This window comes from Streptomyces fradiae ATCC 10745 = DSM 40063 (assembly GCF_008704425.1).
GTDB lineage: Bacteria > Actinomycetota > Actinomycetes > Streptomycetales > Streptomycetaceae > Streptomyces > Streptomyces fradiae.
Genome location: NZ_CP023696.1, coordinates 3,957,661 through 3,980,853 on the forward strand (window position 1 = coordinate 3,957,661; position 23,193 = coordinate 3,980,853).

General features: G+C 74.3%; 19 protein-coding genes. 10 read left to right on the forward strand and 9 right to left on the reverse strand.

Annotation, left to right across the window (positions count from 1 at the left end; genetic code table 11):
* Window positions 1–98 precede the first annotated feature (98 nt).
* Window positions 99–1,334 carry a fumarylacetoacetase gene (gene fahA, locus CP974_RS17695; RefSeq protein WP_031136643.1) on the reverse strand — a complete coding sequence of 412 codons (1,236 nt, stop codon included), beginning with the start codon at window positions 1,332–1,334 and terminating at the stop codon, window positions 99–101.
* Window positions 1,335–2,017: 683 nt separating this feature from the next.
* Here fahA and CP974_RS17705 point away from each other — a divergent pair.
* Together CP974_RS17705 and CP974_RS17710 are read left to right on the forward strand one after the other, a co-directional pair.
* Window positions 2,018–3,028, forward strand: a complete 1,011-nt coding sequence (locus CP974_RS17705) for a polyprenyl synthetase family protein (protein WP_031136827.1) — start codon at window positions 2,018–2,020, stop codon at window positions 3,026–3,028.
* Between the two features lie 233 nt (window positions 3,029–3,261).
* A complete protein-coding gene (locus tag CP974_RS17710; RefSeq protein ID WP_031136825.1) occupies window positions 3,262–4,593 on the forward strand; it encodes a LolA family protein in 1,332 nt (443 codons plus the stop codon).
* Window positions 4,594–4,748: 155 nt separating this feature from the next.
* Here the strand turns inward: CP974_RS17710 and CP974_RS17715 are convergent, their stop codons facing one another.
* The 8 genes from CP974_RS17715 to CP974_RS17755 all read right to left on the reverse strand — a co-directional run bounded on the left by CP974_RS17715 (window position 4,749) and on the right by CP974_RS17755 (window position 15,711).
* Window positions 4,749–6,143: a M28 family metallopeptidase gene (locus CP974_RS17715; protein ID WP_086731655.1), complete on the reverse strand. Its 1,395-nt coding sequence runs from the start codon at window positions 6,141–6,143 to the stop codon at window positions 4,749–4,751.
* 207 nt (window positions 6,144–6,350) lie between these two features.
* Window positions 6,351–6,806 (reverse strand): VOC family protein, encoded by a 456-nt coding sequence (locus tag CP974_RS17720; protein WP_031136821.1) that lies wholly within the window; start codon window positions 6,804–6,806, stop codon window positions 6,351–6,353.
* A 310-nt stretch (window positions 6,807–7,116) separates the two neighbouring features.
* Window positions 7,117–8,217 carry an EamA family transporter RarD gene (gene rarD, locus CP974_RS17725; RefSeq protein ID WP_085921301.1) on the reverse strand — a complete coding sequence of 367 codons (1,101 nt, stop codon included), beginning with the start codon at window positions 8,215–8,217 and terminating at the stop codon, window positions 7,117–7,119.
* A gap of 295 nt (window positions 8,218–8,512) precedes the next feature.
* A complete protein-coding gene (locus tag CP974_RS17730) occupies window positions 8,513–9,565 on the reverse strand; it encodes a 2-oxoacid:ferredoxin oxidoreductase subunit beta (protein WP_031135986.1) in 1,053 nt (350 codons plus the stop codon).
* A complete protein-coding gene (locus tag CP974_RS17735; RefSeq protein ID WP_037939474.1) occupies window positions 9,555–11,429 on the reverse strand; it encodes a 2-oxoacid:acceptor oxidoreductase subunit alpha in 1,875 nt (624 codons plus the stop codon). Before CP974_RS17735 ends, CP974_RS17730 begins: the two co-directional genes overlap by 11 nt.
* A gap of 598 nt (window positions 11,430–12,027) precedes the next feature.
* Window positions 12,028–12,687, reverse strand: coding sequence for a response regulator transcription factor (locus CP974_RS17740; protein WP_506405961.1), 660 nt, complete (start codon window positions 12,685–12,687; stop codon window positions 12,028–12,030).
* 497 nt (window positions 12,688–13,184) lie between these two features.
* On the reverse strand, window positions 13,185–14,516 hold the full coding sequence (locus CP974_RS17750; RefSeq protein ID WP_086731725.1) for a sensor histidine kinase: 1,332 nt from the start codon (window positions 14,514–14,516) through the stop codon (window positions 13,185–13,187).
* Between the two features lie 79 nt (window positions 14,517–14,595).
* Complete coding sequence (locus CP974_RS17755) at window positions 14,596–15,711, reverse strand: sensor histidine kinase (RefSeq protein ID WP_159311442.1); 1,116 nt, start codon at window positions 15,709–15,711, stop codon at window positions 14,596–14,598.
* 508 nt (window positions 15,712–16,219) lie between these two features.
* Between CP974_RS17755 and CP974_RS17760 the strand changes: the two genes are divergently transcribed.
* The 8 genes from CP974_RS17760 to CP974_RS17795 are packed head-to-tail and all read left to right on the forward strand — an operon-like array spanning window position 16,220 to window position 23,169.
* Window positions 16,220–16,612, forward strand: a complete 393-nt coding sequence (locus CP974_RS17760) for an NADH-quinone oxidoreductase subunit A (protein WP_031137128.1) — start codon at window positions 16,220–16,222, stop codon at window positions 16,610–16,612.
* Entirely contained in the window at window positions 16,603–17,205 is a 603-nt protein-coding gene (locus tag CP974_RS17765) for an NADH-quinone oxidoreductase subunit B (RefSeq protein WP_031137130.1), read from the forward strand. The genes CP974_RS17760 and CP974_RS17765 overlap by 10 nt, the downstream gene beginning before the upstream one ends.
* The gene (locus CP974_RS17770) at window positions 17,202–18,422 is read left to right on the forward strand and encodes an NADH-quinone oxidoreductase subunit C (protein WP_150485827.1); all 1,221 of its coding nucleotides are present in this window, start codon (window positions 17,202–17,204) and stop codon (window positions 18,420–18,422) included. Before CP974_RS17765 ends, CP974_RS17770 begins: the two co-directional genes overlap by 4 nt.
* On the forward strand, window positions 18,419–19,387 hold the full coding sequence (locus CP974_RS17775; RefSeq protein WP_031132302.1) for a complex I subunit 1/NuoH family protein: 969 nt from the start codon (window positions 18,419–18,421) through the stop codon (window positions 19,385–19,387). The genes CP974_RS17770 and CP974_RS17775 overlap by 4 nt, the downstream gene beginning before the upstream one ends.
* Window positions 19,387–19,950: a NuoI/complex I 23 kDa subunit family protein gene (locus CP974_RS17780; RefSeq protein WP_031132304.1), complete on the forward strand. Its 564-nt coding sequence runs from the start codon at window positions 19,387–19,389 to the stop codon at window positions 19,948–19,950. The genes CP974_RS17775 and CP974_RS17780 overlap by 1 nt, the downstream gene beginning before the upstream one ends.
* Window positions 19,947–20,732, forward strand: coding sequence for an NADH-quinone oxidoreductase subunit J family protein (locus tag CP974_RS17785; RefSeq protein WP_051839497.1), 786 nt, complete (start codon window positions 19,947–19,949; stop codon window positions 20,730–20,732). The genes CP974_RS17780 and CP974_RS17785 overlap by 4 nt, the downstream gene beginning before the upstream one ends.
* Window positions 20,732–21,181 (forward strand): NADH-quinone oxidoreductase subunit NuoK, encoded by a 450-nt coding sequence (gene nuoK / locus CP974_RS17790; RefSeq protein ID WP_031132308.1) that lies wholly within the window; start codon window positions 20,732–20,734, stop codon window positions 21,179–21,181. Before CP974_RS17785 ends, nuoK begins: the two co-directional genes overlap by 1 nt.
* Complete coding sequence (locus tag CP974_RS17795) at window positions 21,178–23,169, forward strand: NADH-quinone oxidoreductase subunit 5 family protein (protein ID WP_031132310.1); 1,992 nt, start codon at window positions 21,178–21,180, stop codon at window positions 23,167–23,169. Before nuoK ends, CP974_RS17795 begins: the two co-directional genes overlap by 4 nt.
* The last annotated feature ends 24 nt before the right edge of the window (window positions 23,170–23,193 follow it).

Here is a 23,193-nt window from a genome sequence, read left to right on the forward strand (position 1 = left end):
GGGGAAGGGCGGCCGCACGGTCCGGCACCCGGAGCCGGGGTGCCGGGCCCCCGCCGTGCCGGCCGGCCCGTCGAAGGACGGACCGGCCGGCACGTGCGTCAGACCGCCGGGGTGATCCGGCCCGTGACCTCGCCGAGGCCGACCTTGGTGCCGTCCGGGCCCGGCGCCCAGGCGGTCAGCGTCACCTCGTCGCCGTCCTCCAGGAACGTCCGCTTGCCCGTCGGCAGGTCGAGCGCGTCCCGCCCGTTCCAGGTCAGCTCCAGCAGCGAGCCGCGCTGGTGCACCTCCGGGCCGCTCACCGTGCCGGAGCCGTACAGGTCGCCGGTGCGCAGGGACGCGCCGTTGACCGTCATGTGCGCGAGCTGCTGCGCCGCCGTCCAGTACATGGTGGAGAACGGCGGCTCGGCCACGACCTCGCCGTTGATCCTCACCGTGATGTGCAGGTCGTACCCGCCCGGCTCGTCCTCGTCGGCGTCGTCCAGGTACGGCAGCAGCGGGAGGTCGCGTGCCGGAGGGGCCACGCGGGCCGCGTCCAGCGCCTCCAGCGGCGTCACCCACGCCGACACCGAGGTGGCGAACGACTTGCCGAGGAAGGGACCCAGCGGCACGTACTCCCACGCCTGGATGTCCCGCGCCGACCAGTCGTTGAGGAGCGTCAGCCCGAAGACGTGCTCGCGGTAGTCGCCGAGCGCGACCGGGCGGCCCCGCTCCGACGGGGTGCCGACGACGAAGCCGACCTCCGCCTCGATGTCCAGCTTCACCGACGGCCCGAAGACCGGCGCCGGGTCGGCCGGGGCCTTGCGCTGCCCGGAGGGGCGCACCACGTCCGTGCCGGACACGACGACGGTGCCGGACCGCCCGTGGTAACCGATCGGCAAATGCTTCCAGTTGGGCGTCAGCGGCTCGCCGTCCGGGCGGAACATGCGGCCCACGTTGGACGCGTGGTGCTCGCTCGCGTAGAAGTCGACGTAGTCGGCGACCTCGTACGGCAGGTGCAGCGTCACCGCGTCCAGCGGGTACAGCAGCGGCTCCACGTCGGCGCGGTGCGCGGGCGACGTCAGCCAGGCCGTGAGGGCCCGGCGCACGTCGCGCCAGACCGTCCGCCCCGCCGCCATCAGCGGGTTGAGCGACGGCTGGGCGAGCAGGCCGGCGTACGACGAGCCGAGCGCGTGCGCGGCGGCCCCGGCGTCCAGGACGTGGCCGCCGATGCGGACGCCGATCCTGCGGCGGGCCGGTTCGTCGGCGGTGGAGAACACGCCGTACGGGAGGTTGTGCGGGCCGAAGGGGTCCCCCTCGGCCAGGTCGAGCGGGCTCGGTTCGGGCTGCTCGGACATCGGTGCTTGCCTCGCTTTCCACGTGTGTGGGGGACACGTTACGGCCGGGGCGTGTGCTTCTTACAGGTACCGCCGGGGACGACCTCGTCACCCTCCCGGCAGCCGGGGCCCGGCGGTCCGCGGCGGACGGTCCTGGTGGGTCGCGCCGGGCCGCGCGGGGGCGTGCGGAGCCGTGCCAGGGCATGCGGGGCCGTGCCGAGTCGTGCCGGGGCGGGCCGTGCCGGGGCGGGCGGGGGCGTGCCGGGCTCTGCCGGGTCGTGCCGAGGCTGGCGGGGTTCCGCCGCTGGGCGGGGCGTGGCTCGCGGTGGGCGGGGGCGGGCTCGGGGTGAGTGGCGGCCGGGGCTCGCAGCGGGTGGGGAGCCGGCTCACAGGGGGTGAGGGTGGTGGCTCGCAGCGGGCGGGGGAGGTGGCTGGGAGGCATCGGTTCCGGGGTGGGTTCCGGGGCCCGGCCGTGATCGGAAGGGGGGAATCCGAGTGATACGCCTCACATGAAAGCGGCGTCGCACGCCCCCCGGGGGCGTCCTGCATGCGGCTAATTCGGGCGAATATGCTGTTCTCGCGCACCCCCGAGGGTGGCGGGAAGGTGCCCACGGCGATCCAAACGGGACCGGATACGCTGACGTGAGTGAATCCAGCGACACATCGACAATCCGTGTGATCGTCCGCAGACAGGAGACCCCCTCGTGACCGCAGTCGGGCCGTTCGGGCTGAGCGTGCGGGACCAGGCTCTCGAAGCCGATGTCCAGACCGGGTTGGCGGCTGTCGAGGCGGGACTGCTCGACGCCACCAAGAGCGACGTGCCGTTCATCACGGAGGCGGCGCAGCACCTGGTACGGGCGGGCGGCAAGCGGTTCCGGCCGCTCCTCGTGATGCTCGCCGCGCAGTTCGGCGACCCGCACGCGCCCGGCGTCGTCCCGGCGGCCGTGGTGGTCGAGCTCACCCATCTGGCCACGCTGTACCACGACGACGTGATGGACGAGGCGCTGGTGCGCCGGGGCGTCGAGAGCGCCAACACCCGCTGGGGCAACTCCGTCGCGGTCCTCACGGGCGACTTCCTCTTCGCGCGCGCGTCGCACATCCTCGCGGACCTGGGCCCGGAGGCGGTGCGCATCCAGGCGGAGGCGTTCGAGCGGCTGGTCACGGGCCAGATCCTGGAGACCGCGGGGCCCCGCGAGGGCCAGGACCCGGTCGAGCACTACCTGGACGTCATCGCCGGCAAGACCGGCTCCCTGGTCGCCGTGTCCGGGCGCTTCGGCGCGATGACGGCGGGCGCGGGCGAGCGGTTCACCGAGGTCCTGACGCAGTACGGGGAGCGGCTGGGCGTGGCCTTCCAGCTCGCCGACGACGTACTGGACATCGCCTCGGACTCCCACGAGTCGGGCAAGACCCCCGGCACCGACCTGCGCGAGGGCATCGCCACCCTGCCGGTCCTCCACCTGCGCGCCCTGGCCGAGCAGCACGGCCGCGCCGAGGACGTGGAGCTGGTCGCGCTGCTGGAGGGCGACCTCGCGGACGACGCCCGCCACGCCGAGGTGCTGCGCCGGCTGCGCGTCCACCCCGCGCTGGAGCTGGCCCGCCGCGACACGGTGCGGTACGCGCAGGAGGCGCGGGCCATGCTGGCGCCGCTGCCGGAGGGGTACGCGAAGGCCGCGCTGGCCGAACTCTGCGACCTCGTGGTGCACCGGGCGGGCTGAACGGGGCCGCCCGCGCGCGGTGCGGGGCGCCAGGCCCGCCCCCGTCCCCGTGGTGCGGGGCCGGTGGCCCGTGGACGGGGCGACCTACGGGGTGCCGTGTGGGGTGCCGCATGGGGGAGGTCCCTGAGGGCGGGTCATCCCAGAGAGGTACGCCGGGTTGGTGCCGGGGTCTGACGCTTTCGCGCCGTCGTACGGGTGGAATGGTTCCACCAGACCACGGAGGTAGAGCGGACATGGCACCGAACGACAGCGACGCACAGACCCAGCGGCCCGCGCGCCGGACAGTGGCGCGCTACGCGGTCCCGGTCGCGGTGGCGGGAGTGGCGGCGGCGACCATCGGGCTCGTCCCCGCGCTCGCGGCGGCCGGCGACCCGGACCTGCCGGAGATCACGGCGCAGCAGCTCGTCGAGCGGATCGCCGCGTCGGACGTGCAGCAGGTGTCCGGCACGGTGAAGGTCACCACGGACCTCGGCCTGCCGTCGATCGCCGGCCTCGGCGACCTGATGGGCGGGGACGCCGCCGCGAAGTCCGCCGACGCGCAGCTCATGCGGCTCGCGTCGGGGACCCACACGCTGAAGGTCGCCGCCGACGGCCCCGACCGGCAGCGGCTCACCCTTCAGGACGGCGACGAGGAGTTCACCCTCGTGCGCGACGGCGCCGAGACGTGGGCGTACGACAGCCGGTCCGGCGAGGTCCACCACGAGAAGGACCGGGCGGCGGACGGCGGCGCCCACGGCCGGGGCGCCGCGGACGGCGCGGGGGAGGGCGGGGCCGGTCAGCCGCCGGTCACGCCGAAGGAGCTGGCCGTCCAGGCGCTCGCGGCGGTGGACGGTACGACGTCGGTCACCGTCGAGGGCACGGCGCGGGTGGCCGGGCGCGACGCGTACCAGCTCGTGGTGAAGCCGCGCCAGAGCGGCTCCACCATCGGCGCGGTGAAGGTCGCGGTCGACGCGGCGAACGGCGTGCCGCTGAAGTTCACCCTCCTTCCCAGCGCCGGGGGCGCCGCGGCGGTCGACGTCGGCTTCACCAAGGTGGACTTCTCCAAGCCGGACGCGTCGGTGTTCACCTTCACCCCGCCGAAGGGCGCCAAGGTCGTCGAGGGCGGCGCGGAGGGCGCGGCCGGCGGGCCCGCCGCCGGGCTGAAGGAGAAGGACCGCGAGGCCCTGGAGCGGGACCTCGGCGAGCTGGAGGGCCTGGACGGCCTGCTGGGCGGCGGCGCCGCCTCGGGCGTGAACGTCATCGGCGAGGGCTGGACCACGGTCGTCGAGCTGGGCGGCCCGGCGGGCGCGTCCGAGGGCGGTGCCAAGGCCGGAGGCGGTGCTTCGGCCGAGGGCGGCGCGAAGGCCGGTGGCGGCGCGAAGGCCGGTGGCGCGCCGGAGGAGCTGCCCGCGGCGGCCCAGCAGTTCCTGGACGGGCTGGGCACCCGGGTCAGCGGCGAGTTCGGCTCCGGCATGGTCTTCAAGACCCGTCTGGTCAACGCGCTCATGACGGACGACGGCCGGGTGTACGCCGGTGCGGTGACCCAGTCGGCGCTGGTCGCCGCGGCGAACCAGGCCGCGAAGTAGCCGGAGGGCCCGTACGGGACGGACGCGGGTCCACCACCGCCACGGTGGTGGACCCGCGTCCGTGACCGCGCCATCCGGCGCGGCGGACGGCCTGGCGCGGCTGTGGCCGCCTCAGCAGCTTGGCCGCCTCAGCCGCCTCAGCGGCCTCAGCGGCCTCAGAAGGTCAGCGAGAAGCCGTTGATGTAGCCGGTGTCGTAGCGGGCCGTGTCCTGGACCCGCAGCGACCAGGTGCCGTTGGCGGTCTCGGACGACGCGTCGACGGTGTACGTCTCCCGGACGTTGTCGGCGGAGTCGCCGCCGCTGGCGTTCTTCAGGCGGTACGCGGTGCCGTCCGGGGCCACGAGGTCGACGACCAGGTCGCCGCGCCAGGTGTGGACGATGTCCACGCCGACCTTCAGGGCGGAGGGCGCGTTGCCGGTGCGGCCCGTGACGGTGACGGACGAGGTGACGGCGGCGCCGCCGTCCGGGATCGGCACGTCGGTCGTGTTCTGGTAGGTGTCCCCGGCCGGCGGCTCGGACGTGCCGGCCGACAGCGTCCACACGGCGTGCGCGGCGGCGTCGCTGTTGCGGTCCAGCGCCGTGTCGTTGATGTTCGACGTGTTGTCGCACGACGAGTGGTAGCAGCGGTCGAAGGACTGCCCGGCCGTTCCGCCCCACTTCTGCGCCTGGGCGCTGGTCTTGGTGCGGCTCGCGCCGGTGAAGAGGCCGCCGACGGGGACGCCGGCGTTCTTGAAGGGCGCGTGGTCGGAGCGGCCGTCGCCCTCGGTCTCGATCTCGGTGGGGACGCCGAGGCCGGCGAAGTAGTCCTTGAAGGTCTTCTCGATGACCGGGTCGTCGTCGTAGACGAAGTAGCCCGCGTTGGGCGAGCCGATCATGTCGAAGTTCAGATAGCCGCTGATCTTGGAGCGTTCGGTGCTCGGCAGGTTCGCCACGTAGTGCTTCGAGCCGACCAGGCCCAGCTCCTCGGCGCCCCACCAGGCGAACCGCAGGTGCTTGGCCGGCTGGTAGCCGGCGCGGGACACGGCCAGCGCGGTCTCCAGGACGGCGGCGGAACCGGAGCCGTTGTCGTTGATGCCGGCGCCGGAGGAGACGGAGTCCAGGTGGGCGCCCGCCATGACGACCTGGTTCGGGTCGCCGCCCGGCCAGTCGGCGATCAGGTTGTAGCCGGTGGCGCCGTTGGACGTGAACTGCTGGAGGCTCGTGGTGAACCCGGCGGCGTCCAGCTTCGCCCGCACGTAGTCGACGGACGCCTTGTAGCCGGGGCGGCCGTGGGCGCGGTTGCCGCCGTTGGCCGAGGCGATCGACTGGAACTGCGTGAGGTGCGCCTTGACGTTGGCCAGCGGGATGTCCGGTGCCGCGGCGGCGTTGGCGGTGGTGGTGGCCGCGGTGCGGGTGGCGGGGGCCGCGGAGGGTGCGGCGCTCGCGGCGGGAGCGGCGGTGGCGACCAGCCCGGCGAGGGCGAGGACGGCCGCGGCGGCGGTGGCGGCGGGGGCTGCTGCGGTGCGTCTCGGGGAGCGGGACGCGGATATGCGGGACGCGGAGTGCTTCATGTGGGGGCTCCGGATTCCGTGCGGGGATGGGGGACGGAACGTGCGAGACGCCCCGCGAGGGCTGGTCGCGGGGCGCTGGAGCGGTGGTGCGTGACCGGTGGGCGCCGCTGGGCGTCCATCCGTGCGGGGTTGAATGTACAGCGACAATTCAGCCGGGCGTCAAGAGCGCGTTCCGGTCGCCGCGGTTCGCATATCGGATGGTTCGGGCTAGTGCACGCAGAACTCGTTGCCCTCCGGGTCGGCCATGACGGTCCACCGCCCGCCCGGTTCGTCCACCTCCCGCAGGACGGACGCGCCCAGTCCCTCCAGCCGGGCGACCTCTGCCGCGCGGTCGCGTTCGGGGCCCGCGTGCACGTCGAGATGGAGGCGGTTCTTGGTCGTCTTCGCCTCCGGCACCCGCTGGAACAGCAGCCGGCGCCCCCGCCCGGTGCCCGTCGCCTCCTCGTACGGGTCGTCCGGATGGCGGACGGCGGCGAGATCCCGCCAGGCGCGCCGCCCGCGCACCTCGACGGTCGCCTCGGCCGGGGCGCGCCCGGCCGCGAGGAGGCGCTCGACGAAGGCGCCGTGGTCCTCGACCGTGTAGCCGAGCGCCGCCGCCCAGAAGTCCGCCTGGGCGTGTGGGTCGGTCGCGTCGACCACGAGTTTCCAGTGGAGTGCTGTCATGCGACTGTTCGTAGCCGGTGCGGGGCGGGGACGCAACGGGGTTGATCCCGGCGGGTGACCGCGAGGGGGCGTGAGGCGGAGGGGTGGCGGGAGCCGCGCCGGTGGGGGCGGTACCGGGGTGATCGGTGGGGGCGGTACCGGTGGCTGCGCGCCCGCCCCCGCGCCGGCGGGGGGCCGGCGCCGTGGGGCGGTCGCGCGTGGGTGGTGGGGGCGGCGGGGGGCGGGGCTGCCGGCCGCCGTCGCGCGGGGCCCGGCAGCGCTGCTCGGTGGCGCGTACGGGCGCCGGGTGCCGCGAGCGTGGGGCGCGCGCTCAGGGGCGCGGCGCCTCCGTGGCCGTCGCCGGCGCGGGGCCCGGCTCGGCGCCCGGCACCGCGAGCTCCGGGACCTCGGGGCCCGGCAGTGCGGCGCCCGGCAGTGCGGCGCCCGGCAGTGCGGGGCCGTCCGGCGCCGCGGTCGGCGCGGGTGCCTGGGCCCTGGCCGCCGCGCGGGCCGTCAGTCGCGCCGCCTCCGCGCGGGTGCGGTGCGCGGTGCGCAGGGCGTCCCAGGTCAGCAGCGTCAACGCCAGCCACACCAGCGCGAACCCGGCCCACCGCTCCGGCGGCATGGCCTCCCGGAAGTACAGCACCCCCACCAGGAACTGGAACACCGGCGCCAGGTACTGCAGCAGCCCCAGCGTCGACAGCGGCACGCGGATCGCCGCCGCGCCGAAGCACACCAGCGGCACCGCCGTGACCAGGCCCGTCGAGGCGAGCAGCGCCATGTGCCCGACGCCGGCCGTGCCGAACGCGGCGTCGCCCCGCATCCCGAGCCACACCAGGTAGCCCGTGGCCGGCAGGAAGAGCATGGCCGTCTCGGCGCCGAGCGACTCCAGGCCGCCCAGGTTCACCTTCTTCTTGACCAGCCCGTACGTCGCGAACGAGAAGGCCAGCACCAGCGAGATCCACGGCGGCCTGCCGTATCCGATCGCCAGCACCACCACCGCCGCGAAGGCGATGCCGACCGCCGCCCACTGCGCCGGCCGCAGCCGCTCCTTCAGCAGGACGACGCCCATGGCGATGGTGACCAGCGGGTTGATGAAGTACCCGAGCGACGACTCGACCACGTGCCCGGCGTTCACGGCCCAGATGTAGACGCCCCAGTTGAGGGTGATGACCGTGGCCGCGAGCGCGATGAGCCCCAGCTTCCCCGGCTGCCGCAGCAGCACGGGTATCCATGCCCAGCGCCGCACGACCAGCAGCGCCAGTACCACCGCCACCAGCGACCACGCCATGCGGTGGGCCAGGATCTCCACCGCGCCCGCCGGTTCCAGCAGGGGCCAGTACAAGGGGAACAGCCCCCAGATGCCGTAGGCCCCGATCCCGTAGAGAAGTCCCGCCTTCTGGTCGCCCGTGCCGCCGCTCCTCGCCGCCACTCGCCGCTCCACTTCCTGTCCGGACGTCACCGTCCCGCGCCGCGCTGTCCGTCCGAAGGTAGCGCCGGACCGGAGGGTGTGTCATGCCCGTATCGCGATACGGTCATGACGCGGGTGTGGTCGTGGACACGGCGAACACGGCGAAGCCCGGCCCCGACCCCCTCGGGGTCCGGGACCGGGCTTCGGGTGAAGGCGGCCGGTGGTCGTCGGGCGGAGACCGCCCGGGTGCCGTCGGCGAACCACCGGCCGGGGGCCGGCGGCCGGGTGCCGTCGGCCGACGGACGCCCGGGTGCCGTCAGCCCACCACCGTCCACGTGTCGCCGCCGGCCAGCAGGGTCGCCAGGTCGCCCTTGCCGCGCTGCTCGACGGCCAGGTCGAGCTGGTCGGCCATGAGCGTGTCGTAGACCGGCCGCTCGACGCTGCGCAGGACACCGATCGGCGTGTGGTGCAGCGTGTCCGCGTCGGCCAGCCTCGACAGTGCGAACGCCGTCGTCGGGGAGGCGGCGTGCGCGTCGTGGACGAGCACCCGCGCCTCGTTCTCCGGCGTCACGGCGACCACCTCCAGGTCGCCCGTCGCCGGGTCGCGGACGACGCCCTTCGACCCGCCGGGGCCGAAGCGGATCGGAGCGCCGTGCTCCAGGCGGATCACCGCGCTCTCCGCCTGCTCCTTGTCCTTCAGCACGTCGAAGGCGCCGTCGTTGAAGATGTTGCAGTTCTGGTAGATCTCCACGAGCGCCGTGCCGGGGTGGTCGGCGGCCTGCCGCAGGACCTCCGTGAGGTGCTTGCGGTCCGAGTCGACCGTCCGGGCGACGAAGCCGGCCTCCGCGCCCAGCGCCAGCGACACCGGGTTGAACGGGGCGTCCAGCGACCCCATCGGCGTCGACTTGGTGATCTTGCCGACCTCGGAGGTGGGCGAGTACTGGCCCTTGGTCAGTCCGTAGATCCGGTTGTTGAACAGAAGGATCTTCAGGTTGACGTTGCGCCGCAGCGCGTGGATCAGGTGGTTGCCGCCGATGGACAGCGCGTCGCCGTCACCCGTGACGACCCACACCGACAGGTCGCGGCGCGAGGCGGCCAGGCCCGTGGCGATGGCCGGGGCGCGGCCGTGGATGGAGTGCATCCCGTAGGTGTTCATGTAGTACGGGAAGCGGGACGAGCAGCCGATGCCGGAGACGAAGACGATGTTCTCCTTCGCCAGCCCCAGCTCGGGCATGAAGCCCTGCACGGCGGCGAGGACCGCGTAGTCGCCGCAGCCCGGGCACCAGCGGACCTCCTGGTCCGACTTGAAGTCCTTCATGGACTGCTTGCCCTCGGCCTTGGGCACCAGGGTCAGGGCTTCACTGGGCATCGATGGCCTCCTTGAGGGCCTCGGCGAGCCGTTCCGCCTTGAACGGCATCCCGTTGACCTGCGTGTGGCTGCGCGCGTCGACCAGGTACTTCGCGCGGATCATCAGGGCGAGCTGCCCGAGGTTCATCTCCGGGACGACGACGGTCTCGTACCGCTTCAGGACCTCGCCGAGGTTCGCCGGGAAGGGGTTGAGGTGGCGCAGGTGGGCCTGCGCCACGGCGTCGCCGCCCGCGCGGACCCGGCGGACGGCCGCCGTGATCGGTCCGTACGTCGACCCCCAGCCCAGCACCAGCGTGCGGGCCGTGCCGTCCGGGTCGTCGACCTCCAGGTCGGGCACGGCGATCCCGTCGACCTTGGCCTGCCGGGTGCGGACCATGAAGTCGTGGTTGGCCGGGTCGTACGAGATGTTGCCCGAGCCGTCCTGCTTCTCGATGCCGCCGATCCGGTGCTCCAGGCCGGGCGTGCCGGGCAGCGCCCAGGGCCGTGCCAGGGTCTCGGGGTCGCGCTTGTACGGCCAGAAGACCTCCGTGCCGTCGTCCAGCGTGTGGTTCGGGCCCGTCGCGAAGGTGACGCCCAGGTCCGGCAGGTCCTCCACGTCCGGGACGCGCCACGGCTCCGAGCCGTTCGCCAGGTACCCGTCCGACAGGAGGAACACCGGGGTCCGGTAGGCCAGCGCGATCCGCGCGGCCTCCAGCGCGGCGTCGAAGCAGTCGGCCGGGGTGCGCGGCGCGACCACCGGCACCGGTGCCTCGCCGTTGCGCCCGTACATGGCCTGGAGCAGGTCCGCCTGCTCCGTCTTGGTCGGCAGGCCGGTGGACGGGCCGCCCCGCTGGATGTCCACGATCAGCAGCGGCAGCTCCAGCGACACGGCCAGGCCGATCGTCTCGGACTTCAGCGCCACGCCCGGCCCGGACGTCGTCGTCACCGCCAGCGCGCCGCCGAACGCCGCGCCCAGCGCCGCGCCGATCCCGGCGATCTCGTCCTCCGCCTGGAAGGTCCGCACACCGAAGTTCTTGTGGCGGCTCAGCTCGTGCAGGATGTCCGAGGCCGGGGTGATCGGGTACGAGCCGAGGAAGAGCGGCAGGTCCGCCTGGTGCGAGGCCGCGATCAGCCCGTACGACAGGGCGAGGTTGCCCGAGATGTTGCGGTACGTGCCGGGCGGGAACGCGGCGGTGGCCGGGGCGATCTCGTACGAGACGGCGAAGTCCTCCGTCGTCTCGCCGAAGTTCCACCCCGCGCGGAACGCGGCGACGTTCGCCTCCGCGATCTCCGGCTTGCCGGCGAACTTGCGGCGCAGGAACTGCTCGGTGCCCTCCGTCGGCCGGTGGTACATCCACGACAGCAGGCCGAGCGCGAACATGTTCTTCGACCGCTCCGCCTCCTTGCGGGACAGGCCGAAGTCCTTCAGCGCCTCGATGGTGAGGGTGGTCAGCGGCACCGGGTGGACCCGGTAGCCGTCCAGCGACCCGTCCTCCAGCGGGGAGGTGGCGTAGCCGACCTTGGCCATCGCCCGCTTCGCGAACTCGTCGGTGTTGACGATGATCTCGCCGCCGCGCGGCACGTCCGCGATGTTCGCCTTCAGCGCGGCCGGGTTCATCGCGACCAGGACGTTCGGGGCGTCGCCCGGCGTGAGGATGTCGTGGTCGGCGAAGTGGAGCTGGAAGGACGACACACCCGGCAGCGTCCCGGCGGGGGCCCGGATCTCGGCGGGGAAGTTCGGCAGCGTCGACAGGTCGTTGCCGAAGGAGGCCGTCTCCGAGGTGAACCGGTCACCCGTGAGCTGCATGCCGTCGCCCGAGTCGCCCGCGAAGCGGATGATCACCCGGTTCAGCCGGCGGATCTCCTTCTCGGGGACGTGCCGCACCGGGGCACCGTCCGGCCCCGCGCCGCCGGTCTCCGTGCCCTCCGGCTCCGCGGCGGGGAGGGTGCCCGTGGGGTGGTCCCCGGTGGGGCGGGCTTCGGCGGGCGGGGCTTCGGCCGGGCGGGTGCCCGCGGGCCGGGCTGGGGCGGAGTCGGTTCCGGCGGGACGGGTTCCGGCGGGGTGGTCGCCGGCGGGCGCCTCTTCGGCCACCAGGGCCTCCCCGGCCACTCGGACCTCGTCGGACACTCGGGCCTCGGCGGCGCCGCGGGACCCGTGTGCCGCCTCGCCTGTCTGCTCGGCCGGGCTGCTGACCTGGCTGGTCACTGAACTGGACCTCCCTCGAGACAAGGGGTCTCCCCGCCGTCGGCGGGAGAGCGCTCCGAAAACGGCCGGACGACGACCGGCCGTTCCACGCCCCACCCTACGTCGGTAAGGGTTCCCTTCCTTGGACAGCTCGAATAGTGGACGCCACCATGGGGCGCCCGTTTGTCCTGGAACATCATGCTTTGTTCCCCCCTGCGTTCCACCGGAACGGCACTCCCGGCCCGGTCTTTGGTCCTAGGCCCTCCGGGGGCCGCCTGCGGTGTCGGGGCCGTCGCGATCAGGAGTTCAGGTAGGTCAGGACCGCGAGCACCCGGCGGTGGTCCCCCTCGCTCGGGGAGAGCCCCAGCTTCAGGAAGATGTTCCCGACGTGCTTCTCGACCGCCCCGTCGCTCACCACGAGCTGCCGCGCGATCGCCGAGTTCGTCCGCCCCTCGGCCATCAGACCGAGGACCTCCCGCTCGCGCGGCGTCAGCCCCGCCAGGACGTCCTGGCGGCGGCTGCGCCCCAGGAGCTGGGCCACCACCTCGGGGTCGAGCGCCGTACCGCCCCGCGCCACCCGCACCACCGCGTCCACGAAGTCCCGGACGTCGGCGACCCGGTCCTTCAGCAGGTACCCGACGCCCCGGCTGCTTCCGGCCAGCAGCTCCGTCGCGTACCGCTCCTCCACGTACTGCGACAGCACCAGCACCCCGACGCCCGGGTGGTCCGCGCGCAGCCGTACGGCCGCCCTGACGCCCTCGTCCGTGTGGGTCGGCGGCATCCGCACGTCCGCCACGACCACGTCCGGCGGCGTGCCGTCGGCCGCGAGCGCGTCCACCGTCTTGAGCAGGGCGTCCGCGTCGCCGACCCCGGCGACGACCTCGTGCCCGCGGTCGGTCAGCAGCCGGGTCAGGCCCTCTCTGAGCAGCACGGAATCCTCGGCGATGACCACCCGCACCCTGTCGTCCACGGCCTCGCAGCCCCCACTCCCGATCCGGTCCCGGACGGCGGTGTCCACCGCCGCCGCCACCAGCATCTCAGCACCTTGCGCCGTGTGGGTGAACACGTTCAACCGTGTCCGGCCGCGTTCAACCGCGTACCCGCGCGTTCAACCGTGTCCGGGCCGGGCGCCCGGTACGACCCGTGCCGTCCACCGCGCGTTTTCGGCCGCGCTCCGCACCGCCCCTCGGTCCGGTGCCCGGCCGCGACGCGCCGCGCTCCCGGCCGCTTCTCGGCCGCGCTGTCCCGCCGTGGTCTCGGCCGTGGTCTCGGTCGTGCCCTCGGTCGTGCCCTCGGCCGTGGTCTCGGCCGTGGTCTCGGTCGTGCCCTCGGCCGTGGTCCCGGTCGTGCCCTCGGCCGTGGTCTCGGCCGTGGTCCCGGTCGTGCCCTCGGCCGTGGTCTCGGCCGTGGTCTCGGTCGTGCTCGCTCTCGGCCGCCCGTCTCCTGGTCGCGTGCTCAGCGGCGCCAGGGCAGCTCGGCGGTGATCGTGGTGGGTCCGCCGTCGGGGGAGTCCACGACGAGTACCCCGTCGACGGCGTCGAGGCGTTCGGCGAGTCCGGCGAGGCCGGTGCCGCGGGCGGGGTGGGCGCCGCCGTGGCCGTTGTCGGTGACCTGGAGGAGGAGCCGGTCGCCGGTGCGCCAGACGTCGACGGTGGCGCGGGTGGCGCGGGCGTGCTTGGAGACGTTCTGGAGCAGCTCGGAGACGGTGAAGTACGCGATGCCCTCGATGGCGGCGGCGGGCCGGGCGGGCAGGTCCACGCTCACGGCGACCGGCACGGCGCACCGCGAGGCGAGGGAGGACAGGGCGGCGTCGAGCCCCCGGTCGGTGAGGATCGCCGGGTGGATGCCGCGGGCGAGGTCGCGCAGTTCGCGGAGGGCGAGCTTCACCTCGCCGTGGGCTTCCTCGACCATGCGGGCGGCGGCTTCGGGGTCCTCGGTGGCCTTCTCCTTGGCGAGGCCGAGGTCCATGGCGAGGGCGACCAGGCGGGCCTGGGCCCCGTCGTGGAGGTCCCGTTCGATGCGGCGCAGATCGGCGGCGGCCGTGTCCACCACCACGCCCCGGTCCGACTCCAGCTCGACCACCCGGGTGGCCAGCGGCGACGGCCCCAGCAGGCCCCGCACCATCAGGCCGTCCACCGCCGCGAGGCCCCGCACCAGCCACGCCGCCGGATACACCAGGGCGAGCCCGACGAGCGAGGTCACCGCCAGCTCGCCGGCCGAGTCCAGGACGTAGCCGCGCGTCCCGTCGCCGTACAGCTGGATGCCGTCCACCCCGGCGTGCAGGGGCAGCGCCCACTGCCACAGCGGGTAGGTGAGCAGCGCCCACGCCACGCTCCAGGCGGTCACCGCCAGGGAGAACGCGACCACCGCCCACGGCAGGTGCAGCACCGCGTACAGCAGGTGCCGCCACGAGGCGCCGCTCTTGAGGAGCGCCCACATGGCGCCCGTCGAGCCGGTGCCCGGCGTGGCGCGGGCCGGCTCCGGAGCGGCGACGCGCACTCCGAGGAGGGCGCGGGCCCTGGCCCGTTCGACGGTCCCGAAGCCCCGGCACATGGCCAGTCCCAGGGCCAGTACGGGCACACCGACGAACGTGACGACCAGTCCGGCGCCGAGCGCGAGGGCCGTCACGGACAGGGAGAAGTAGCAGACGCTCAGCGGCAGGCCGACCACCAGGTGGCCGAACGCCCGCCAGGTGCGCCCCGCCAGCGGGACGCCCAGCCGGGCCAGGGGACGGGGGACGCGCGTGCGCGGCGGGCCGTCGGTGCGGGGGCCGTAGGCGAGGGCCATGGTCGGGGTTTCCGTTTCTGCTCGAGTGGGTGCGGATACGGCCGGTGCCCCGGCCCGGTACGGCGTGCGCGGCGCGTCCTCAGCCCCGTGCGCCGTCCTTCCGGCGGCTCCGCCAGGGCAGCTCGGCGGTGATCGTGGTGGGTCCGCCGTCGGGGGAGTCCACGACGAACAGCCCGTCGACGGCGTCGAGGCGTTCGGCGAGTCCGGCGAGGCCGGTGCCGCGGGCGGGGTGGGCGCCGCCGTGGCCGTTGTCGGTGACCTGGAGGAGGAGCCGGTCGCCGGTGCGCCAGACGTCGACGGTGGCGCGGGTGGCGCGGGCGTGCTTGGAGACGTTCTGGAGCAGCTCGGAGACGGTGAAGTACGCGATGCCCTCGATCGCCTCCGCCGGGCGCTCCGGCAGGTCCGCCGTCACGGTCACCGGCACCGTGCAGCGTGAGGCGACCGACGACAGGGCCGCGTCGAGCCCTCGGTCCGTCAGCACGGCCGGGTGGATGCCGCGGGCGAGGTCGCGCAGTTCGCGGAGGGCGAGCTTCACCTCGCCGTGGGCTTCCTCGACCATGCGGGCGGCGGCTTCGGGGTCCTCGGTGGCCTTCTCCTTGGCGAGGCCGAGGTCCATGGCGAGGGCGACCAGGCGGGCCTGGGCCCCGTCGTGGAGGTCCCGTTCGATGCGGCGCAGATCGGCGGCGGCCGTGTCCACCACCACGCCCCGGTCCGACTCCAGTTCCGCGACCCGCCGCTCCAGCTCGTCCGACGGGCCCAGCAGACCCCGCACCATCGCGCGGTCGGCGTTCGCCATCACCCGGGCCAGGTACGGCAGCGCCGGCCACAGCACCAGCACCGCCACCAGCGTCACCGCGAACGTCACCACGCCCCACGGCAGCCGTACGAACCCGTACAGCATCGTCCGCCACGCCACCGCGTCCCGCAGCGCCGCCCACACCGCCGCCACCGGCCCGCCGCCCGGCCGATGCGGCAGCCGGCTCGGCTCCTCGACCCGCACACCGAGCAGGCCCCGGGCCCGTGCCCGTTCCACTCGGCCGACCAGCCGGGCCCCGGCCAGCCCGGCCGCCAGCAGCGGCAGCCCGACCACCGTCACGGACAGCGCGGCGCCCACGGCCACCGCGACCGTCACGTACACGAAGGCGAGGAGGGACAGGGGGAGGTTCAGCAGGAGGTGGCCGACCTCCTTCCACATCGCGACCCCGAACCCGACACGCGCCGCAGCGCCCGCAGGAGCCGCACCCCCCGGAGCCCCCGCACCCCCCGGAGTCCCCGCAGCCCCCGCAGAAGACACCGCTCCCGCAGAAGACACCGCTCCCGCAGAAGACACCGCCCCCCGAGGCTCCGCGGGAGACACAGGCCCCTCAGTCCCCTCGAGCCCGCCTCGCCCCGCCGCCCCTCCCGGCCCCGCCGCCTCTCCCCACCCCAGCGGTCCTCGCGGTCCAGGACGGGAAGGGGGAGCCGGAGTGGGAGCCGGGGCCGGCCCCGGCCGGTCGCTGCGCATGGTCATGGCGTCCAGCCTGCCGGGCCGCAAGCGGGCGGCGCCATGGGGTACATGGGTGGCGTGCGGTGGGGATAACCCCACCCCCGCCGAGGCACGACTGATTACCCCGCGTGTGCCAGGGCCTAGACTCCCGTGCGTACAGGACGCATCGCCGCATCGACGGACCGGCGCCCGCAGGGGCAGGGAGAGAGGGACGGACGTGCCGGAACAGACCGGGCTCGCGGCCGACTACTTCCAGAGCTACTCGGTCGTCGGGCTCCTCGCCGTGATCGGCGTGCTCTTCGTGGCGGTCGCCTTCGCTGCCGGGCGGCTGCTGCGCCCCGTCGTGCCGACGCCGGAGAAGCTCCTGACGTACGAGTGCGGCGTCGACCCCGTGGGGGAGGGCTGGGCCCACACCCAGGTCCGCTACTACGTCTACGCCTTCCTCTACGTGATCTTCGCGGTCGACTCGATCTTCCTCTTCCCGTGGGCCACCGTCTTCGCCGAGGCGGGGTACGGCGCGACCACGCTGGTCGAGATGTTCATCTTCCTCGGCTTCCTGGCCGTGGGACTGCTCTACGCGTACAAGAAGGGCGTCCTGACATGGACGTGACTCCGTCCGAACCGGTGCTCCTGCCCGAGCCGCGGCGACTGGGCGTGCTGTCCCGGCTGGCGCCCGAGCCGATGAAGGTGGTCCTGAACTGGGGCCGCCGCTACAGCCTGTGGGTCTTCAACTTCGGGCTGGCCTGCTGCGCCATCGAGTTCATCGCCGCCTCGATGGCCCGCCACGACTTCATCCGGCTCGGCGTCATCCCCTTCGCGCCCGGCCCGCGCCAGGCCGACCTGATGATCGTCTCCGGCACGGTGACCGACAAGATGGCGCCCGCCGTGCGGCGGCTGTACGAGCAGATGCCCGAGCCGAAGTACGTGATCTCCTTCGGCGCCTGCGCCAACTGCGGCGGGCCCTACTGGGACTCGTACTCCGTCACCAAGGGCGTCGACCAGATCATCCCGGTCGACGTGTACGTACCGGGCTGCCCGCCCCGGCCCGAGGCGCTCCTCCAGGGCATCCTGAAGCTCCAGGAGAAGATCGCCCGCGAGTCCCTGGGCGAGCGCTACGGCACCGGGGCGTCCCGTCCCTCCGCCGCCGCGCTGCGCAGCGGCCTCGTCACCCCGCCGCCCGCACCCGAAGGCGGGGACCGGTGAACGCCTACGACTCCCTGCCCGAGGCCGTCACCGACCTCTTCGGGGCGCAGGCCACGGCCGAGCGGGCGTACGACCTGCTGACCGTCGACGTGCCCGCCGCCTCGTGGATCGCCGCGCTTCGGACCGCCCGCTCCACCCTGGGCTGCACCTACTTCGACTGGCTGAGCGCCGTCGACGAGCCCGGCACCGGCTTCCGGGTGTGCGCGCACGTCGCCGCGCTGGAGAGCGGCCGGGTGCGGCGCCTCCTGCTGCGGACGACGGTGCCGCACGACGCCGCCGCCCTGCCGACGGCCGTCGGCGTGTACGCGGGCGCGGCCTGGCACGAGCGCGAGACGACCGAGATGTTCGGCGTGACCTTCGAGGGCCACCCGAACCCGGCGAAACTGCTGCTCCCCGACAACTTCGAAGGCCATCCCCTCCGCAAGGACTTCGTGCTGGCCGCCCGCGTCGCCAAGGCGTGGCCGGGTGCCAAGGAGCCCGGCGAGCCGGAGCACGGCGGGACCAAGCGGCGCCAGATGCTGCCGCCCGGCGTGCCCGACCCCAACGACTGGGGCCCGATGAAGGGCCAGCTCCCGCCCGCTCCGGCCCGTCCCGCCCGCACGGCCCGCGCGGGTGCGGCGGGCGCGGCCGACCGGCCCCCGCGCCGTACCCGTACGGCCTCGCAGGGCTCCGCCGGCCAGGCACCCACCCCGCCCACGACCACCCCCACCGAGGCGCCCTCCTCGACCACCCCCACGGAGGCGCCCCCCTCGACCACCCCCACCGAGGCGCCCCCCACGACCGGTCAAGGCCCGGCCGCCCCCGGCCCGGCGGCCCCCCGCCGCGCCCGCTCGGCCTCCGAGGGCTCGGCCACGCAGCGCCGCGCCCGGTCGGCGAGCGAGGGCTCGGCCACGCAGCGCCACAGCCGCTCGGCCTCCGAGGGCTCGGCGAGCCGGCGCGAACCGGGCACCCCGGCCCGCCCCCGGCCCCGCTCCGCGGACGCCCCCTGGAACAACCCGCGCCCGGCGTTCGACACCCCGCCCTCCGACCGGCCCGACGCCCCGGCCCCCGACCACCCCTCCGGCGCCGACGAACCGAAGCCCCCCGCCGCCCCCCGGACGCCGGTGGCCCCCCAGCCCTCCGACGCCACCCCCGACGAGACCCCCGAAGCCACCCCCAACGCCACCCCCGAAGCCCCCGAAGCCGACCGGCGGCACCCCGAAGGAGACGACGCGTGAACGACGTACTCGACGTCGCCCTCCGCCTGCTCGTCGTCTTCGCCGTGTTCCTCGTCCTGCCCCTCGTCGTGGGCCAGACCGAGCACAAGGTGATGGCGCACATGCAGGGCCGCCTCGGCCCCATGTACGCGGGCGGCTTCCACGGCTGGGCGCAGCTCGTCGCCGACGGCGTGAAGTTCGCGCAGAAGGAGGACGTGGTCCCGGCCGACGCCGACCGCAGGGTGTTCCAGCTCGCGCCCGCCGTCGCCCTCCTCCCGTACCTCCTCGTCCTCGTGGCCATCCCCGTCGGGCCGGGCGAGGGCGCGGTCGGCGTGGTCGTCGACGCCGGCGTCTTCTTCGTCCTCGCCGTCATGGGCGTGGGCGTGCTCGGCTCGCTCATGGCCGGCTGGGCGTCGGCCAACAAGTTCTCCCTCCTCGGCGGACTCCGCACCGCCGCGCAGCTCCTCGCGTACGAGCTGCCGATGCTGCTCGCCGCGGCGTCGGTGGCCATGGCGGCCGGCACCGTGTCGCTGACCGGCATCCTCGACGCGTTCCAGTGGTGGTGGCTGCCCTGGCAGATCATCGGCGCCCTGGTCTTCTTCGTCGCGGGCCTCGCCGAGCTCCAGCGCCCGCCCTTCGACATGCCGGTCGCCGACTCCGAGATCATCTTCGGCGCGTACACCGAGTACACCGGCCTGCGCTTCGCCTTGTTCCTGCTCGCCGAGTACGCGGGCATCGTCGTCCTGTGCGGTCTGACCACCGTCCTCTTCCTCGGCGGCTGGCACGGGCCCTTCGGCGCCGACGGCCTGGGCTGGGTGTGGACGCTCCTGAAGACCGCCGTGCTGGCCTTCGTCGTGATCTGGCTGCGCGTGAGCTACCCGCGGCTCCGTGAGGACCAGCTGCAGAAGCTCGCCTGGACCACGCTCGTGCCGCTCGCCCTCGCCCAGATCGCCCTCACCGGCGTCGTCAAGGTGGTGACCCAGTAATGCCTCCGATCCCCGGCTCCGGCCTCGCCAAGGGCCTGGCCGTCACCCTCCGGACGATGACGAGGAAGAGCCACACCGCGCAGTACCCCGACGTCCAGCCGGAACTCCCGCCCCGAACCCGCGGTGTGATCGGCCTGTTCGAGGAGAACTGCACGGTCTGCATGCTGTGCGCCCGCGAGTGCCCCGACTGGTGCATCTACATCGACTCCCACAAGGAGACCCTGCCGCCCGCCGCGCCGGGCGGCCGCGAGCGCAGCCGCAACGTCCTCGACCGCTTCGCGATCGACTTCTCCCTCTGCATGTACTGCGGCATCTGTGTCGAGGTGTGTCCTTTCGACGCGCTGTTCTGGTCACCGGAGTTCGAGTACGCGGAGACGGACATCCGCGAGCTCACCCACGAGCGGGACAAGCTCCGCGAGTGGATGTGGACCGTCCCCGAGCCCCCCGCCCTCGACCCGGGCGCGGAGGAGCCGAAGGAAGTGGCCGCCGCCCGCAAGGCGGCCGACAAGCTCGCCGCCCAGCGCGCCGCCGAGGAGCGCGCCACCGAGGAGGGCCCCGCATGACGCCCCCCGCAGTGCCCGCGCTGTCCCTGGCGGCGCCCGGCTTCCTCTCGCCCACCGGCACGGAGGTCGCGTTCCTCCTCGTCGGCGTCGTCACCCTCGCCGCCGCCGTCATCTCGGTCACCACCCGGCAGTTGGTGCACGCCGCGCTGTGGCTGGTCGTGGCCCTCGGCGGCATCGCCGTCGAGTACCTGCTGCTGACCGCCGAGTTCATCGCCTGGGTCCAGGTCCTCATCTACGTCGGCTCCGTCGTCGTGCTCCTCCTCTTCGGCCTCATGCTCACCAGGGCGCCCATCGGCCGCTCCCCGGACGCCGACTCCGGCAACCGGCCCGCCGCCCTGGCCGTGGCCGTCGCCGCCGCGTCCGCTCTCGTGTGGGTCGTCGTCGACGCCTTCCGCACCACCTGGATCGACCTCGACGGCCCCGCCCAGGGCACCACCCGCGTCTCCGGCGAGACGCTGTTCCGGAACTGGGTGCTCCCCTTCGAGGCGCTCTCCGTCCTCCTCCTCGCCGCACTGGTCGGCGCGATCGTGCTCTCCCGCCGCAAGGACGACCAGGGCTCCCACCCCGCCCCCGTCGGCGGCCCCCGGCCCGCCCCGAGCCACGGCGCCCGGGACCGCGCCGAAGCCGGCAACGGAACCCGGCCCACCACCCCGGCCACAGCCAAGGCCACCGCCCCGGACGCAGCCCCGGCCACCACACAGCCCACCGCCCCGGACGCAGCCGACGACACCGCCCCGGCCGCCACCAAGAACACCGCCCAGGACGCGGAGGGCAAGCGCTGATGCACCTCGCCTACCCGGCGGTCCTCGCCGTGCTCCTCTTCTGCACCGGCCTCTACGGGGTCCTCGCCCGCCGCAACGCGATCCTCGTCCTCATGTCCGTCGAGCTGATGCTCAACGCGGTCAACCTCAACCTCGTCGCCTTCGACGTGTGGCTCCGCGACGCCCTGCACGCGGGCCAGGCGCTGACCCTCTTCACGATCGCCATCGCCGCCGCCGAGATCGGCATCGGCCTCGCGATCGTGCTGATGGTCTACCGCAACCGGGGAACGGCCGACATCGACCGCCTCCGCGACAACGCTGAGCCCCCCGGCCAGGACCCCGGCCCCGGTCCCGGCCAGGACCCCGGCCCCGGCCAAGGCGCGGGCCCGGCGCCGGGTGCCCCCGGCGCCCCCGGCGCCGACCAGGCCGCCCACGAGCAGACCGGCAAGAAGGCTGAGGCCACCCCGTGACCACCACGACCCTCGCCGTCCTCGTCCCCCTCCTCCCGTTCCTGGGCGCCGCCGCCGGCCTCCTCCTCGGCCGCACCGCACCCGGCTTCACACGCCCCCTCGCCGTCCTGCCGACGGTCGCCGCGCTCGTCCTCGCCGTCCTCGTCGCCGTGCGGCAGGGCGGCGGGAAGGCCGTCGACGCGGCCACCCAACTCACGCCGACCGGCTCCGTCCCGATCGAACTGGCCCTCCACCTGGACGGGTTCGCCGTCCTCACAGCGGTCCTCGTCGGGCTCGTCGCGTCCTGTGTGCAGATCTACTCCACCGGCTACCTGCGCGACGACCCGCGCTACCCCTCGTACGCGGCGCTCGTCTCCCTCTTCACCTCCGCGATGCTGCTCGTCGTCTACTCCGGCGACCTGATGGTGCTGCTGGTCGGCTGGGAGGTCATGGGCGTCTGCTCGTACTTCCTCGTCGGCCACTACTGGGAGACCCCCGAGGCACGGGCGGCCTCGCTGAAGGCGTTCCTCGTCACCAAGCTCGGCGACGTCCCGTTCCTGATCGGCCTGTTCGCGCTCGCCGCCGACGCCGGCACCTTCCGGATCACCGGCGTCCTCGGCTCCGTCGCCGCGGGCGGCCTCGACCACCCCACCGTCGTGGCGCTGCTCCTCCTCGCCGGCGTCGCGGGCAAGTCCGCGCAGTTCCCGCTGCACACCTGGCTCCCCGACGCCATGGCCGGCCCCACCCCGGTCTCCGCGCTGATCCACGCCGCGACGATGGTCGCCGCCGGTGTCTACTTCGTCGCGCGCCTCCTCCCCGTCTTCGCCGCCTCCGCGGCGGCCATGACCGTCCTCGCCGTGATGGCCGCGCTCACCATGGTCGGCTCGGCCCTCGCCGCGCTCGCCCAGGACGACATCAAGCGCGTCCTCGCGTACTCGACGATCGGCCAGCTCGGCTACATGACCGGCGCGCTGGCCGTCGGCGACCGCGGCGCCGCCGTCTTCCACCTCCTGTCCCACGGCGCCTTCAAGGCGCTGCTGTTCCTCGCCGCCGGCGTGGTCATCCACGCCGCGGGCACCAACTCGCTGGCCGCCATGTCCCGGATGAGCGGCCTCGCCCGGCGCATCCCCGACGCGTACTGGACGATGACGGTCGCCCTCCTCGCGCTCGCCGCCATCCCCCCGTTCGCCGGGTTCTTCTCCAAGGAGGCCGTCCTCGTCGCCGCCGAGCACACCGCCCTCGGCGACCGGGACGTCTCCACGGCCGCCGCGGGCTGGACCGTGCTCGTGGCCGGACTGCTCACCGCCCTCCTCACGGCGGCCTACGCCGCGCGCCTGTGGCTGCTCGCCTTCCACGGCCGGGGTATCGAGGCCCCCGACCACGGGCGCCAGCCCCTCTCCATGAACGCCGTCCTGTGGGTGCTCGCGGTCCCCTCGCTCGCCTTCGGCCTGACCGTCACCTCCCTCGACGACTGGTTCGACGGCAACGCCCTCACCCCGACCACCACCACCTCGATCCTCGGCACGGGCCTCGCCCTCATCGGGGGCCTGGTCACCTACGCGGCCTGGCGCCGGGGAGCCGCCCGCGCCGCGCGGGTCCCGATCGGGGCCGTCGCGGCCCACCCCGACGCCGAGCCGGCCCTCTCCGAGGCCGAGGCCATCGCCACCCACACCCCGGCCTACGGGTCGATCGCCTCCGCGCCCGACCCGGGCGACCCCGGACGGCTCCTCCTCGGCCCGCTCCACCGGCACGCCGCCTCCGGCTTCCACCTCGACGCCGTGTACACCGCCCTGTTCGTACGCCCCGTCCGCGCGGCCGCCTCGCTGGTCCGCTTCCTCGACCGCGAGGTCGTCGAGACGTACGTACGGGGAGCGGGCGCCACGGCCGGCCTGCTCGGCGCGGCCGTGCGCCGCGCCCAGACCGGCAACGTGCAGTCCTACCTCGGCGTCCTGCTCGCCGGATCCGTCGTCCTGGCGGTCGCCGCCGTCCTCGTCGCCGCCGGAGCGTGAGCCGTGATCGATATCAGCGAATCC

Bases quoted from the DNA above. Each gene is read 5' to 3' on its own strand.
- fahA (WP_031136643.1), bottom strand. From the start codon at position 1,334: ATGTCCGAGCAGCCCGAACCGAGCCCGCTCGACCTGGCCGAGGGGGAC.
- CP974_RS17710 (WP_031136825.1), top strand. From the start codon at position 3,262: ATGGCACCGAACGACAGCGACGCACAGACCCAGCGGCCCGCGCGCCGG.
- CP974_RS17715 (WP_086731655.1), bottom strand. From the start codon at position 6,143: ATGAAGCACTCCGCGTCCCGCATATCCGCGTCCCGCTCCCCGAGACGC.
- CP974_RS17720 (WP_031136821.1), bottom strand. From the start codon at position 6,806: ATGACAGCACTCCACTGGAAACTCGTGGTCGACGCGACCGACCCACAC.
- CP974_RS17730 (WP_031135986.1), bottom strand. From the start codon at position 9,565: ATGCCCAGTGAAGCCCTGACCCTGGTGCCCAAGGCCGAGGGCAAGCAG.
- CP974_RS17750 (WP_086731725.1), bottom strand. From the start codon at position 14,516: ATGGCCCTCGCCTACGGCCCCCGCACCGACGGCCCGCCGCGCACGCGC.
- CP974_RS17755 (WP_159311442.1), bottom strand. From the start codon at position 15,711: ATGTGGAAGGAGGTCGGCCACCTCCTGCTGAACCTCCCCCTGTCCCTC.
- CP974_RS17765 (WP_031137130.1), top strand. From the start codon at position 16,603: ATGGACGTGACTCCGTCCGAACCGGTGCTCCTGCCCGAGCCGCGGCGA.
- CP974_RS17780 (WP_031132304.1), top strand. From the start codon at position 19,387: ATGCCTCCGATCCCCGGCTCCGGCCTCGCCAAGGGCCTGGCCGTCACC.
- CP974_RS17785 (WP_051839497.1), top strand. From the start codon at position 19,947: ATGACGCCCCCCGCAGTGCCCGCGCTGTCCCTGGCGGCGCCCGGCTTC.
- nuoK (WP_031132308.1), top strand. From the start codon at position 20,732: ATGCACCTCGCCTACCCGGCGGTCCTCGCCGTGCTCCTCTTCTGCACC.